The 13,718-nt window shown below is 35.4% G+C and carries 16 protein-coding genes and 1 pseudogene; 4 read left to right on the plus strand and 13 right to left on the minus strand.

The window, feature by feature from the left end; genetic code table 11:
* Positions 1-65: 65 nt before the first annotated feature.
* From QNH43_RS21730 to QNH43_RS21740, 3 genes are all read right to left on the minus strand, one after another.
* Positions 66-446 (minus strand): hypothetical protein, encoded by a 381-nt coding sequence (locus QNH43_RS21730; protein WP_283915630.1) that lies wholly within the window; start codon positions 444-446, stop codon positions 66-68.
* A gap of 174 nt (positions 447-620) precedes the next feature.
* Complete coding sequence (locus tag QNH43_RS21735) at positions 621-1,346, minus strand: ZIP family metal transporter (protein ID WP_283915631.1); 726 nt, start codon at positions 1,344-1,346, stop codon at positions 621-623.
* 172 nt (positions 1,347-1,518) lie between these two features.
* Positions 1,519-1,857, minus strand: a complete 339-nt coding sequence (locus QNH43_RS21740; protein ID WP_057276953.1) for a hypothetical protein — start codon at positions 1,855-1,857, stop codon at positions 1,519-1,521.
* Between the two features lie 198 nt (positions 1,858-2,055).
* Between QNH43_RS21740 and QNH43_RS21745 the strand changes: the two genes are divergently transcribed.
* Complete coding sequence (locus QNH43_RS21745; protein ID WP_283918421.1) at positions 2,056-2,550, plus strand: L,D-transpeptidase family protein; 495 nt, start codon at positions 2,056-2,058, stop codon at positions 2,548-2,550.
* 71 nt (positions 2,551-2,621) lie between these two features.
* Here QNH43_RS21745 and QNH43_RS21750 read toward each other — a convergent pair whose 3' ends face one another.
* Positions 2,622-4,076 carry an Msr family ABC-F type ribosomal protection protein gene (locus QNH43_RS21750; protein WP_283915632.1) on the minus strand — a complete coding sequence of 485 codons (1,455 nt, stop codon included), beginning with the start codon at positions 4,074-4,076 and terminating at the stop codon, positions 2,622-2,624.
* Positions 4,077-4,715: 639 nt separating this feature from the next.
* On the opposite strand from QNH43_RS21750, the gene QNH43_RS21755 reads away from it, so the two are divergent.
* The 3 genes from QNH43_RS21755 (at position 4,716) to QNH43_RS21765 (ending at position 6,035) form a co-directional block, all read left to right on the plus strand.
* Positions 4,716-4,943: a helix-turn-helix transcriptional regulator gene (locus tag QNH43_RS21755; RefSeq protein WP_283915633.1), complete on the plus strand. Its 228-nt coding sequence runs from the start codon at positions 4,716-4,718 to the stop codon at positions 4,941-4,943.
* 17 nt (positions 4,944-4,960) lie between these two features.
* Entirely contained in the window at positions 4,961-5,359 is a 399-nt protein-coding gene (locus QNH43_RS21760) for a hypothetical protein (RefSeq protein ID WP_283915634.1), read from the plus strand.
* A gap of 262 nt (positions 5,360-5,621) precedes the next feature.
* On the plus strand, positions 5,622-6,035 hold the full coding sequence (locus QNH43_RS21765) for a (deoxy)nucleoside triphosphate pyrophosphohydrolase (RefSeq protein ID WP_283915635.1): 414 nt from the start codon (positions 5,622-5,624) through the stop codon (positions 6,033-6,035).
* 5 nt (positions 6,036-6,040) lie between these two features.
* Here QNH43_RS21765 and QNH43_RS21770 read toward each other — a convergent pair whose 3' ends face one another.
* From QNH43_RS21770 to QNH43_RS21810, 9 genes and pseudogenes are all read right to left on the minus strand, one after another.
* The gene (locus QNH43_RS21770) at positions 6,041-8,851 is read right to left on the minus strand and encodes a DEAD/DEAH box helicase (protein ID WP_283915636.1); all 2,811 of its coding nucleotides are present in this window, start codon (positions 8,849-8,851) and stop codon (positions 6,041-6,043) included.
* A gap of 288 nt (positions 8,852-9,139) precedes the next feature.
* Positions 9,140-9,694: a hypothetical protein gene (locus QNH43_RS21775; protein WP_283915637.1), complete on the minus strand. Its 555-nt coding sequence runs from the start codon at positions 9,692-9,694 to the stop codon at positions 9,140-9,142.
* Between the two features lie 126 nt (positions 9,695-9,820).
* Entirely contained in the window at positions 9,821-10,270 is a 450-nt protein-coding gene (locus QNH43_RS21780) for an SMI1/KNR4 family protein (RefSeq protein ID WP_283915638.1), read from the minus strand.
* A 236-nt stretch (positions 10,271-10,506) separates the two neighbouring features.
* A complete protein-coding gene (locus QNH43_RS21785) occupies positions 10,507-10,962 on the minus strand; it encodes an SMI1/KNR4 family protein (RefSeq protein WP_283915639.1) in 456 nt (151 codons plus the stop codon).
* Positions 10,963-11,128: 166 nt separating this feature from the next.
* Positions 11,129-11,464, minus strand: a complete 336-nt coding sequence (locus QNH43_RS21790) for a tRNA-Val4 (protein WP_283915640.1) — start codon at positions 11,462-11,464, stop codon at positions 11,129-11,131.
* A 14-nt stretch (positions 11,465-11,478) separates the two neighbouring features.
* Positions 11,479-11,973, minus strand: a pseudogene (locus tag QNH43_RS21795) (ankyrin repeat domain-containing protein); the annotation flags it as partial.
* Between the two features lie 34 nt (positions 11,974-12,007).
* A complete protein-coding gene (locus tag QNH43_RS21800; protein WP_283915641.1) occupies positions 12,008-12,517 on the minus strand; it encodes an ankyrin repeat domain-containing protein in 510 nt (169 codons plus the stop codon).
* 353 nt (positions 12,518-12,870) lie between these two features.
* Positions 12,871-13,380, minus strand: coding sequence for an ankyrin repeat domain-containing protein (locus QNH43_RS21805; RefSeq protein WP_283915642.1), 510 nt, complete (start codon positions 13,378-13,380; stop codon positions 12,871-12,873).
* Positions 13,381-13,505: 125 nt separating this feature from the next.
* Positions 13,506-13,718 (minus strand): bacteriocin immunity protein, encoded by a 213-nt coding sequence (locus QNH43_RS21810; protein ID WP_101223243.1) that lies wholly within the window; start codon positions 13,716-13,718, stop codon positions 13,506-13,508.

A 13,718-nucleotide genomic window follows, 5' to 3' on the forward strand; every position in this document is an offset into this window, starting at 1 on the left:
AGCATACTACCCTATAATGAAATAAAGAAGAGCACATATTAGATACGATAATATGTGCTCTTCTTTTATTCGCTGAGGGCTGTGCCCGATTCTTCCTCGTTGCAAAATAATATGCTGAGGTTATTCAACGTATAGAGTCTAGCGGTAAAAATGAATAAATCGCTGTAGTTGTTTTCAACGTACTCTTCAATGATGCCCATCCCTTTCCTGAATCTATCAACCAATAAATGGGTGTAGTTTTCATCCCAGGTAAACTGATTGATTCGTTTAAGTTCATCTGCCAATACTTGAAACTTGAACTCCTCGACAAGAAGCTTCAATTGATACAATTTATCTCTATTTAAACAAAAGCAATTATTTTCATTTTCATGATTTTCCCGGACGAATGTAATGAAGCCATTTATATTATCGGCCAGCATATTCGCTATTCGCATCCCGAAGTTCATTTCTAACATCTCCTCAATGTCTAAAATCTATATGAAGAGTGTATGATTTGAAATGATATTTTAACACCAACAATTATTCTTTTAAGATAGATTTCCTTATTTCGTACTATGATAGATTTTCACAAAAAAAATTGTCCCCTTTCCTTCCAAGGGGACAATCTCACTTTATCGTTATCACATCGAATCCAGAACCAAAGAGATAAGCAGGCCGGCGGCGGTGAATATGCCCGTCACCGGTCCTCCGTCTTCATATGCTTCAGGCATCATCGTTGAGGCAATCATGGCGATGATGCCGCCGCCTGCAAATGCTGCCATCGCTGCCAGGATATAGTCCGGGGCATGATCGAGGAATAGATAGCCCGACATCGAGGATAGTGCCGAAATGAGCAATACGGAAAACCACAGCAGCATGATTTTCTTCTTCGAATAATCACTTTTGAGGAGACCAGTCGTACTTGAGAGCCCCTCCGGAATATTACTGATGAAGATGGCAATGACCAATAACCAGCTTACCGAGCCACCGCTTATTAAGCTTGCGCCAATCATGATCGACTCCGGTATGGCATCCATCACCGTCCCGATGAAAATGGCCAGGCCCGCTTCCTTCGAGGAGCTATTATTGGACCGTTTCCTTTTATCCGCACCTTTTTGGGAAATAAGAAAATCCAAGGCGGTAAATACGGCGGCCCCTGTTATGAATCCGATTGCCGTCGCCCAGATTCCTCCATCACTCACCGAATCGGCAAGCAGCTCATATGCCGCTGCACCGATCAATACACCTGTACCAAAAGCCATAATATAGCCAATGATGTTTTTCTTTATCGGGATGAAAATGGCGGCTAGTGCGCCAAGCAGGACAGCAGAACCCGAAACCCCTCCCCAAAAGACCGCATTCCACATAGAATCCCCCCATTTCCTTTTTATAGGGTAGTGTACCCTGGTAGATGTTAGGGTAAACAAGGGCCCGCTTTTTTGCCAATTCCAGCAAAAAAAAGCAGTTACATTCGCTGCCATGGTTTTTGTGTATAGAATAGTAGAGTCGCTATGCTTATCCTAGCCTTCGCTGCCTGCCTTATATGACTGATATTTGCGGTTTTCCTTCTTCTCTTTCACTGACCTTTTCAATTTTATCGACAAACATTTGAAAAACCTTTCTCTTTTCTTCCAGCTCTTTTATTGATTCTTTCAATTCGTTCAATTTTTGTTCAAAAGGTTTATGATAGAGCTCACGGATATTTCGAATGATTTCATCATTTATAGTGGATTGTACCACTTGCTTGGTAATATTGAATTTATAGGAATAAACCTGAAGATCACGCTTAACTTCTTCATACTCTTTTTCTATCCCATTTAACACATCACTGATTTCTTCATTCCATTCCACTAAAGCCTTTTTCACATGTTCCTCCACCCTTATTCCCCCTCTTTAACTAACAAAAAATCCATCTCGATAAAAACTTATTTTATCAAAAGTTCATTTCGGTTTCTTTTCGGCTAAGTTACTTAACATATTAGTTTCATTAAAAACAGATAACAGCGAGTTACGAAACACTTTTGAAAAATCACATAGAATGAAACATGACAACTATAACCTATGGAGGTGTTCAGACTGATTCATACAGTTAAACCGGGTGAAACACTGACACAGATATCCAGGGACTACCGGAAACCGCTATCGGAAATCATCAATGCTAACCCGAACATCAATCCAAATGTCATTTATCCTGGTCAGCCCATCATGATCCCTGGTTTTCCCCCTCCTGATACCATTCCATTTAGAATCGATGTGTCCGTTAACAATCGTAAGCTAAGGCTGCTAAAGAATGGAGTCCTGCAAAAACAATATCCAATTGCTGTTGGAAGAATGCTGTTCGGTACACCAGTAGGAAAATTCATCATCGTTAACAAAGCCCCAAACCCCGGAGGCCCATTCGGTACAATATGGATGAGTCTATCCAAGGAGCACTACGGCATTCATGGAACGAATGACCCCAGCTCGATCGGTAAAGCCGTCTCAAAAGGCTGTATTCGCATGCATAATCGGGACGTGGAGGAATTATCTAGGATCGTTCCAATCGGGACACCGGTTATGATTCATCCTTAATGTGTTTAGGGAATGATGATAAATAAGCCGATGGAATGGTCCCATCGGCTTATTTTGGCATGAACGTAAAATCACACTTGAACCAATTTCTTCTCCTGAATTTTATACTGAAGATCGGCTACATGGTTTATGAACGCTTGATCATGGGATACAAATATGATCGTCCCATCATATGCCGCGATAAATCGTTCTAATGCTTCAATGGCCGTAATATCCAGAAAATTGGTCGGTTCATCTAAAAGCAGAATGTTGTATTCCCCTAAGAACAAGCGACAAAGTTGGAGGCGAATCGCTTCGCCGCCACTTAATGCTTGAACACTTTTCAGTATATCCGTTCCGACAAACTGCATCGAATGAAGGACGCTTCTTAAAAATCCTTCATCATATTCTGAACGGTTTCCCAGGAATTGCAGTACCGTTTCATTTCTTGCAAATCGGTAGCTCATTTGACGGAAGTAACCAATTTTCGCTTTTGGAGAAAGCGCCAAGCCTGCACCATCATTTGCAATATGGTGAAGCAAAGTACTTTTACCGCTGCCATTTCTGCCTGTGATGGCTATTTTTTTACCGAGCGGCAGCTGGAAACTCACTTCATCCAATAATACTTTTCCCTTCACTTGAAGAGTCAATCGGTCCGCCATAATCGGGAACTTATTATGCAATTCCAATTGCTTTGACTGGCGAAATACGATTCGCCTTTCCTCTTGTACAGCATCGACTTCCTGAAGCTTTTCCGCTCGCTGCTCAATTGCCTTCGCTGCACGTTGTGCGGCTTTTTGGCTTGTGCCTTTCGATTTCGTCATGAACGTCTTATTCGGTTTTGCATTCGCCTCTTTTTTCGATAACCTTCCAGCTTGAGCAATTTTTTCAGCTTTTTTCATTTTTTCCTGCGCTGCTTTTTCAAGCCGGCTTCTTTCCTTTATGAATTGTTCATGAGCCTGCCTCTGTTGTTCACGTTGTAACTGCTTCTGTGCCATGTACTCGCTGTAATTTCCTGAATATACGTGTACCTTGCCTTCATGCACTTCCCAAATCGTTGTTACAAGTTCATCCAATAAAGCCCGGTCATGACTAATTAATACAAGCGCACCATAGTAATAGCGTAATTCATCAAGTAAAAACGAAATGCCGTCTTGGTCCAAGTTAGTTGTCGGCTCATCGATAAGTAACGCTTCAAAATAGTGGGTAAACAATTGGGCAAGCTTCAGCCTTGTTTGCTCACCGCCGCTTAGCGACCCTGAATTTCGCGGAACTGTTAATCTTCCCAGTAACGCTGGATCAGCCTCTGCAACAGCAGGCGCTTCTACTTGCTCAAAATAGCCACGATCAACGTACCCCTTTACTTTTCCGCTTGCCGGTTGAATTTTTCCAGCAAGTAACTTCAATAACGTACTTTTCCCTGCACCATTTTTCCCGACAATCCCGATGCGGTCAAATTGATGTACAGCCAATCGTTCAATCTTCAATATCTCTTTATCTAAATATGTCACTTCGACATTTTCCAATTCAAAGCATATTTGTTCCATATTCGCTACCTCCGAAATTTGTGATTTCGTATCGATAGCTTGGATCGATACGAGCTTCTATTTCAAGCTCGCATCAAAAGAATAATAGAAATTGCAATTTACATTCCCCCCACCTTCAAAGTAACCGCTGAATGACCATGTAATCGAAAAGAGCTCAACTCCCAAACTCGCATCCATAGAAAAGTAACATCATCAAGTTAAATCCCTCCAAAACAAAAAGTACACAGAAGGCTCTGTGTACTAAAAAACGGCATAGATATCCGGTAGAACGACAAAACTCCTACAACATATCCATCCTATACACACAGCAAATAACCCCTTATGCAAAGTGGTTTTTTCCATAATATGTGTGTATATCAGTATAGTTGTAAAAATGCCACGTTTATCGCTCCTTTCAATTCTTGCCCCTATTCTAACCAGGATATTTCCAATAGTCAATATTTTTTGTAATAGATGATTAAGGACTCCTGTCTGCGTTCGCCAAGAAACGGGGAGGAAGAGACATTCCTTTGGGGATGTCTCTTTTTTGATCATATAGGTTAGGCATGACTGGCTCATTTTTTTCTCCAATTCAATTCTTTTTATCCTTTAAAATGTATTCTTTTTAATCCATTTTGTATATAATACTATACATAAGAGGTGAAAAATTTGAAAAGAGGAAAAGTAAAAAACAACGTGCGGTATTTTCGAAGATTACATGATTTTACCCAAGAAGAACTTTCGGATCGAATAGGTGTACATAGACAAACCATTGTTGCTTTGGAAAAACAAAAATACGAACCCTCAATAGGAATTGTTTTAATGCTCTCTGCTGTATTAAATGAACCAATCGATAAATTATTCTTTTTAGAAGAAAAAACAGATTAAAATCAGGAGGGATATTTATGCGTTTGAAAAAGTGGATGATTTTAGTTGGTTATATATGCTTATTCTTTTCCTTTGGATATTCATGTTATTCAATTTTGGTAGATGAATCAGGAAGTAATTTCTGGGTTATGTGGGGCATAGCTTCTCTTGTTATTGGTTATCAAATAATTAATTTCTTAGTCGAGAAAAGAAATGATAAGTGGAACAGTAGTTACGTTGTTGCAGATCAACGTATTTTTCGTAAGATTCTAGTTTCCCTCTCTATATCATATGTTTTTATTCTGATTTTTTTATTGATCGGAACAATTGGATTCTATAATGATTTCATTTCAGGCTATAATATTTTGGTCGGGGCTATTATTTCAAGTTTGTTGGTTTTTATGATTTCCCAAATTGTGCAAGGTTTTGTACACTAATCCAATAAAAAACTTCATATAGGTTGTAAAAAAGTTAGTAAATCCTCCCTTATAGAATTGTAAGGTAAAAAATTATAAGGAGGATTTTACATGACAATCATTAAATCATTATCTTTAAATGCGCTAGAAAAACAATCAATTTTTCATGAGCCTTAGTGCCTTTCAATCTCACTGTTCTATTCTGATTATTCCCCTTCAGTTTCTTTTAATTATACATACCGTAATGGTATGATTACATAGAGCAAACCTATAGGAGGATAACATGAAAAAGCAAGTTAAAGTAGTTGCAGCCATCATTGAAAATGAAAAAGATGAAATACTATGTGCGTTACGCTCTCCAGTAATGAGCATCCCGAACATGTGGGAATTTCCAGGTGGAAAAGTAGAGAAAGGCGAAGATATTTTTACTGCTTTAAAAAGAGAGATTGATGAAGAATTACAATGCAAGGTTGAAACAGAGACTTCAATCTTTAATGATAATACGCATGAGTATGAAACCTTTATTATTAACTTATTGTCTATAAAATGTAGAATCATTGAAGGTACCCCAACTGCCAATGAGCATTCTAAACTGATATGGTTAAAGCGAGAGAATCTAAGCTCTCTAAAATGGGCTCCTGCTGACATTCCAGCTGTGGAGCAATTAATAAATGAAAAAAATAGTCTTCTCAAATGAGAAGACTATACTCTTTTAGTGAACTCCGTATATAAACTAGCTGGGACCTCATTCTCTAATTCCATAGTAACAGTAATTGGCTTTTCCCCTTCATATTCCACGGTGTTACCCTTCCCGATATAAATATAAGGTTCTGTCTTTCCATCTATTTCTTTATACTTTCTAATAAATAAATGTAAATGTATCCCTCTATCCTGATTGAAAACAATATTCTTTCCTCTCTCAGAACTTGGCGCTGTACTATTTGGAGTCTGCCACTGAAAAATGCGTTCGTTTATAAATTCGTCGTGATAATTAATGCTCTCTTTAATATCTTCTTCCTTGTGTAAATCAATAAATAAGAAATAGTCATTTCCATTCGAAAGTAGACCAGAACCCCTAAAGGCACTATGGCTTTTGCGATAATTTGATAGTAATGCGGCATCACCCATTTGATATTGCTCATACAACTTCAAATGTGGCAAACCATAGTAGTCTTCTTTAAATTCCTTTTCATATCTAAAGATTCCATAAATAATAAGATCTTCGATATACGTTCTATATTCTTCATTCTGTAGAACCCTATGATAAGAAGCTGTCTTAGTTAAATGGCCATCTTCAAGTGCAAATAACTTCAAGTTCCTCTTTTTCTGACCAGGATCATAAAAATCCTGATTTAGACACTGAAAGGCATGCAATACGCTATCTTCATCTACCTCTTTAACTAACTTCAATATCTCACGTTTTGCGGTTTCTAAAGAAATCTCATCATTTTCCAATAGATATTTAGCTATAGCAAATTCATACACTCGCTTTAAAGGTAGCTTACTCGATAATTCCCTTAATACTCCTTCAAAAGCCTCGTCTAGTAATAGCCTTTTCAAGGAATCCTCTTTTTCTACTTTTGCTACAAATTGCAAATATGTTTTTTCGCGATTAATAAACTTAATCGGATCTGGAGCTCCATCAAATTTCATATAATCCATTAATAAGAAAGGAATTTTTCCTTGATTCATTTTCTTAAATTCAAAGTACTCTTCCTTCAAATACTTCAAAGAATTAAAGTTTTCCTTATCAATCTGCGCCAATATCCGTTCTTCCGAGATTTTATCCATTTGAATATGTGTACAACCTGGAATATTTGCAAAACCAGTCGCTATAGCAACCTTCAAGCTCTCTTTATCATAATATCGACTACCATTCAAAGCGATGGCAATTAAGAACGTTTTACTATGATTCCCGATAAAATCAAATACCGTTAGGAAACTCTTGTCTTTATGTTTACGAAGCCCTCGTCCTAGCTGTTGAATAAAAACTATCGGAGAATTAGTTGGCCTTAACATTAATACAGTATTTACAGAAGGAATATCAACACCCTCATTAAAAATATCAACGGTGAAAATAAATTCTAAATCATCATGATCATCTTCTAATCTATTTATATAATGTGATCTCAGCTCAACTGAGTCAATTCCAGATAAACAGATACTTTGAATTCCCCTACTATTAAATTCTTGTGCCATATATTGTGCATGTTCCACGGTTACGCAAAACCCTAAACCTTTTCTTTTGTCCCCGTCATGGCCATAGAAATTCATATTCTTAATAATAAAGTCGACTCTTTCGTTAACCTTTAATCTCTTCGTTATCTCCGCTACATCGTCAATATCTACATCACTTAAATCAATTCCCTCAATGTCGGTAATACCAAAATAATGAAAGGGAATAACCAGTTCATCCTCTAAAGCCTCATGTAAACGAACCTCCAAGGCAACATTATTATCAAATAAGTCAAAGACATTTTGTTGATCGCTTCTCTCTGGAGTAGCTGTCATTCCTAATGTGAATTGTGGGTCGAAATATTCTAGTACTGCTTGATAACTAGGACTGGTTGCATGGTGGGCCTCGTCAAAAATAATATATTCAAACTCGTCTCGTTTAAATTCTTCGTAACATTTAGACACCGTTTGTATGGTAGAAAAAATATAATCAGCATTTTTTTGCTTTTGATTTCCAGTCAGTAATCCAAAAGTCAGTTTTTCATTAGGAAGGAGCTTTTCAAAGGTCTCTTTTGCTTTTTTTAATATTTCTTCTCTATGTACAATGAACAGTAATCTTTTAGGCTTGAATCCCTTTACATCAAAAGCAGACATATATGTTTTACCCGTTCCTGTTGCTGCTATAACTAAGGCCTTCTTTTCCCCAAACGACCTAATTCTCTCAAGGTTTTCAACCGCACGTTTTTGCATGTTATTTGGAATGATATATTCAGAGCTTTCATAAATAAATTGCTGAGCATTCGTATAGCCCTTTAATTTACTCAAAAACTCTTCATACTTACTAATGAAATTGTCATCCGCTACGACACTACTGTTCCATAAGCCATCATATTCCTTAAGAACATCTTTAAGAAATTGAGCATCCTCTTTAGCAATAATCTCAACATTCCATTCAATATTACTCTTAAGGGCACTTTGAGTAATATTAGAAGAACCAATAATCACCTTATAACTATCCTTAAATTCAAAAATATACGCTTTCGTATGAAAACCAATCGCCTTATCTGTTTCAAAAATCTTCAAATGGATATTACTAAACTCATTTATTTTCTTTAAAGCCTTCGCTTCAGTAAAATTCAGATAAGTAGAAGTAATAATCTTTCCCTTTACTCCCCTTTTCTCCGCGTTCTTGAAAGTATCCAACAACAGCTGAAGACCACTATAATTAATAAAGGCTACGCTGAAATAAAACTTTTCACACTCATTTATAGCAGAAATTAATTCATTTAATAAATTACCCTTGTCTGAATTGACAATTAGCTTTTTCTCGATGTTCATGATTTGCTCCTGACTGTGCTTGTATAGAATAGAATTTTTTAGATGTATTTTATCATCAATAACTTGTAGAACAATACAACATTAATGGCTGTTTCTAAAAGGCTAAGGTTTCCCTTCAACTATTTTATCAGATAGGAAAATATATTCTATTCTTACTTCATCGAGTAGTTCAAGTAAGTCTTTAACTTTTTTATTTTACATATTTCTTAATAGACCATTTTTGCTGTTATATTATTAAATATTTATAATTATGATTACTCCATAACACCAAGAGACGTAAAAAAACTCCTACACCAGACCATCTATTATCTGCTTTAATTCTTCATATGTACTTGGTTGAGCTATTTTTTTGAGTGAACTTAAAGATATTGTTTTTTGATGTGGAAAATGTATATCTAAGTCTTTAGTTAATGCAACGTAAAATTCCCATTGTGTCGTATTTAATGGTTCAATTAATTCTAAGTTTTTTTCTTTTAGTAAACAAAAGACATATATATCTGCATGCCGTTTTATGGTCGGGCTATATGTATTTGTTTCATAATCATATTCTTTTTTTGCCCCAATACTAAAACTGATGTTTGAATACTTTTCCTTATGCCATGCTTGGATATACGCAGAAGATTTCACCTCGATTTTCATGTCTTTATAAACTAAATCAAATGCGTCCCATTCAACTCGTAATTGATTTAAACAGCCAAGAGCAGTTCCAATTAAAAACTCAGCAAAAATTCCTCTTAGGTTGTTTGTTAATATTTTTGAAAATCCCCATTGCCAGAAATCTAAAATAGTATGATCTGTTCCTAATATTGGAGTTTCTGATTTAAGAGGTATATCATTATTCATTTATATTCACATCCTTTTATGCAATTTTTCGAAGCTACGGTTTCTTATATATTTTTAACTCCCCAATTAATTTCCACATAAACCTAAAAGGCATGTCCCATTTGTAATTGCTTCTATTTATCTATTTTAAAAATCTTCTTCCCATGCGTCTTTTGCATCCAATAACCTTTGTGATAAAAACTCATGAAAGTTCTTTGCTGTATTGTAGTCATCAAGTCCGCCTTGTCTATTCCACGCTATTACTGGGCACTCATTATTCTCCATTTTGCTTGTATATAGACAATAAACATATTCTCCAGCATCTTCAATAACTACTAAATCCTTATCCAATCCTAGATCTCTATAACTCTTCGTGTTAACAACAACAGGAGCTCTATTTGACTTAGCCACTCCTAAAATATCCACACCAAATGATCCACCAGAACCATAGGTCGTTAAAAACCACTTATAACTTTCTGGTAATTCCACCCCTAACTCATTTTGGACGACATTGATTTGTCTTTCATCTACTCCACCTGTAAAGTCATCTGATTCCTTATTTTCATTAATAAAATTTGTTAATACCTCTTTATTCATTCAGTAATCCCCCTTCAAACAATAGTTGGCGTTTTAGGATTGTAAGGCAAAAGGTTAGAAATTGAGACTAATTCTTTTTCCTAGCTGTTTTGTTCCTTTTTTGGTGTACCATAGCTCCAAATGAACAAAAAAATGGATAGTTCCTTTGATTTTCGAAAGGCTCTATCCACTTCTTCTTATATAAAAACATTTCTTACTTTATAGCAGATCATGATAAATAACTATACCCTCAGCTTTTACCAATCTTCTTCATCTTCATCCCAGTTTTCTTTTGCCTCTTCAAGGCTTTCGATCAAATAATCTAGGAAGTTATCAGCAGTTGTAAAACCATATCCTTCTTGGTTATCCCAAAGGATCACTGGGCATTCTCCATTTTTCATTTTATTAGTATCGAGACAGTAAGCAAATTCATCAACACTTTCTATAACCACTATCCCGTCAATTAATTTATAATACTTCTGATAATCTTTAGTGGCATCTACTACTGCTGGACCCGTAAAACCATATCCAATAATCTCCACACCAAAAAGTCCACCATAACCATAATTTCTTAAAAACCACTTGTAACTTTCCGGTAATGAGACTTGTAATTTTTGTTCAGTTTCTTTTACTTTGTCTTCACTTACTCCACCTGTAAAATCATCGCCTTGACCATATTCCTTTATAAATTCTTGTAACTTAGAATAATTCAACTAAATCACCCTTCTAATCTTAGATATCCTATTGCAAGGCTCTCCACCTAAATCCTTGAGATGATGATATTTATACTGTTTCATTCATTCCTTTCGGGTAACTTTACAACTCTATATTAGTTATAAAAAAACCTCGACTGACTTTATCAATCGAGGTCCGCAAAATTTATCCTTTAAATATTTCTGGAATTTTATCTCGCCATACTAATAGTAATTCTATAAATTGCTTTGTTTCTATCGTATTTTCATGAGGCTTTTCAATTCTATAAAAGTTTTCAACAATTGTTACATCTTTTTTTATGAGTACACTTGTAGCATTTAATTCAATTTCAAAGTCCTCATATGTTCCGTTTAAAACCTTTTCGATATATTCTATATATTCATCGACTTGTTCTACTGTTGCTATATTTTCAATAAAATCTGAGAAAAGACAAATTTCTTCCGGCAAAATTATTCCTAAATCGCCAAATGGATCTTTCTTAAACTCATATGAATATTTCATACGAGTTGATCCCCTTTTTGGTTTTCTAACAACTTAACGATTTCCTCTTGCCCTTGTTCCCTTGCAAAAATTAATGCGTCCATATCTTTCATAAATTCACCACTATATTTAACTTCTGTATCTATGCCACTTTCAATTAATAGTTTTGCAATATCAACATGTCCATTACTAATTGCACCAAACAATGGGTTTCTTTCTGGTTCACTTACGTCCATATCAGCTCTACAAGATAACAAATAGCTTACTATATCAATATGCCCTGCAGAAGCGGTTTCGTTCAATGCTCCACCACCGTATACTCCACCTAGCATATTAATATTTGAACCAAGTTCTATTAGTTTTTTAACTATATTTAACTCTCCTCTATAAGCTGCGACATGAAGCCACGTACCAAAAGGAGTCATCATATTTAAATGTTCAGCATTAGAGCCGATTAATTCAACTACTTTTTCAATATTGCCTTTTTTTATAGCCGAACGAATTTCTTTTGCAACTTGTTTATTTTCCATCCCTTAACTATTTCCTCCTTTTCAGTTCTCTTTTCTATTCTTTTTCATCCATCTTCTGCTTTAAATATTCAGCAATTTCTGTTTGTCCTCTATCAATGGCAAATGCATAAGCATCCATATCTATCATGTTGTCACCAGAGTATTTTATAGATATATCTATATTTTTCTCAACTACCAATTTAACAATCTCAAAATGACCACCATATATTGCAGCAAACAGAGGATTTCTATCTGGTTCGCTTGTATCAATCTCAATATTCTGATTAATGAGATATTCGACAATATTTAAATGCCCTTTTGTAGCTGCTCTTTCGAGGGCATTTGTAGAAAAAGTTCCCCCCTGTACATTAGTTTCTATCCCGGCATTTATTAGATATTCTATTATTTCTAACTGTCCAAAAGCTGCTGCTATATGTAACCATGTACCAAAGGGTGTCATCCATGTTAACATTCCTGGTTCTTGCTCAAGCAAATCTCTTAAAGTATCCAATTGGCCACTTTTTATGGCACCTCTAATGTCTTTCGCAATTTGAATTTTATCCATATAGTTTCTCCTTTATTTCCAAGGTCTTCTATATATCTATAATATCATCTAAGTCTGAACCTGCCGTATAAACTGATTTCAATTGATTTTTAACACTTTCTAAAGATATAATATTATGTTTTCCTATAATTAAATTTCAAAAAAAAACAAAAAGCATTTGTCGCCTCAAAGACAATCAAATGCTTTATCGTTAGCTATATAAAGTATTCATTACAAATCTTATCTTTAAATCAACGAGCGTTTCTTAATTTCATAAGTTTATAGCTTGTTCCTTGTAACGATACTTAGTAAGCTTAAAATGCCATCTCGCCTAGCTTCTTTCGTTTTTGACATAACTTATATTGTTACAAAAACTATTCTTTTTCATCCAACTTCTGCTTTAAATATTCAGCAATTTCTGTTTGCCCTCTTTCAATAGCAAATTCATAAGCTCCCCTATCTTTCATAGTATCCCCAGTATATTTAATATTAATATCAATACCATTCTGAACAAGATACTTTACAATATCAAGGTGCCCACCATAAATCGCTGAGAATAAAGGGTTTCTATTCGGGTCACTAACATCTAATATTGCACCATTATCAAGTAAGTACTCTACAATACTAATTTCACCTTCACTAGCTGCATGTGCAATAGTCGCTGACTTTGGTACGCCTTCGTTTATGTTAATATCCATACCAGATTCAACTAGAAATTTCATCATATCCAGTTTACCAGCTCTAGCCGTAACGTGTAGCCACGTTCCAAAAGGTGTTACAAAATCAAGCAAACTTTTATCAGTAATAATGATCTCTTTTGCTTGTTCTATATCACCATTCTTAATTAATTCATAGATTTTTATTGCTTTTTCCTTATTATCCATAGAATCCTCCAAAAATATCTTTATTTCATTGTTGCTGCTTCTTCACCTAGTAGCATATCAACCAAAAGAAACCTTGAATGGTAAATAGCCATTCAAGGTTCTAATAATACGTGTTCTAAATACATTTATTTTTCTTCTTTATATGCTAAGGCAATCTCTACTACTTCCTCTGGTGATAAATCCTCATCATTCCAAAAAATCAAGTCACTAGGGGCAGGATGAGGAACATTGTCTTCTAAAACTTCTATATATTCACTTACTTCTTCATCAGACAGCATAGGATTACATATTTTATTTACTAGTTCAACTAATTCCTCTTTAGATAACTTTTTACTCAT

It is taken from the genome of Peribacillus simplex (genome assembly GCF_030123325.1).
Classification (GTDB): Bacteria; Bacillota; Bacilli; order Bacillales; family DSM-1321; genus Peribacillus; species Peribacillus simplex_D.

Coding starts and splice junctions, on each gene's coding strand:
- QNH43_RS21780 (WP_283915638.1), bottom strand. CDS start 10,270: ATGAATAAAGAGGTATTAACAAATTTTATTAATGAAAATAAGGAATCA.
- QNH43_RS21810 (WP_101223243.1), bottom strand. CDS start 13,718: ATGAGTAAAAAGTTATCTAAAGAGGAATTAGTTGAACTAGTAAATAAA.
- QNH43_RS21760 (WP_283915634.1), top strand. CDS start 4,961: ATGCGTTTGAAAAAGTGGATGATTTTAGTTGGTTATATATGCTTATTC.
- QNH43_RS21730 (WP_283915630.1), bottom strand. CDS start 446: ATGAACTTCGGGATGCGAATAGCGAATATGCTGGCCGATAATATAAAT.
- QNH43_RS21800 (WP_283915641.1), bottom strand. CDS start 12,517: ATGGATAAAATTCAAATTGCGAAAGACATTAGAGGTGCCATAAAAAGT.
- QNH43_RS21790 (WP_283915640.1), bottom strand. CDS start 11,464: ATGAAATATTCATATGAGTTTAAGAAAGATCCATTTGGCGATTTAGGA.
- QNH43_RS21750 (WP_283915632.1), bottom strand. CDS start 4,076: ATGGAACAAATATGCTTTGAATTGGAAAATGTCGAAGTGACATATTTA.
- QNH43_RS21765 (WP_283915635.1), top strand. CDS start 5,622: ATGAAAAAGCAAGTTAAAGTAGTTGCAGCCATCATTGAAAATGAAAAA.
- QNH43_RS21770 (WP_283915636.1), bottom strand. CDS start 8,851: ATGAACATCGAGAAAAAGCTAATTGTCAATTCAGACAAGGGTAATTTA.
- QNH43_RS21775 (WP_283915637.1), bottom strand. CDS start 9,694: ATGAATAATGATATACCTCTTAAATCAGAAACTCCAATATTAGGAACA.
- QNH43_RS21805 (WP_283915642.1), bottom strand. CDS start 13,380: ATGGATAATAAGGAAAAAGCAATAAAAATCTATGAATTAATTAAGAAT.
- QNH43_RS21735 (WP_283915631.1), bottom strand. CDS start 1,346: ATGTGGAATGCGGTCTTTTGGGGAGGGGTTTCGGGTTCTGCTGTCCTG.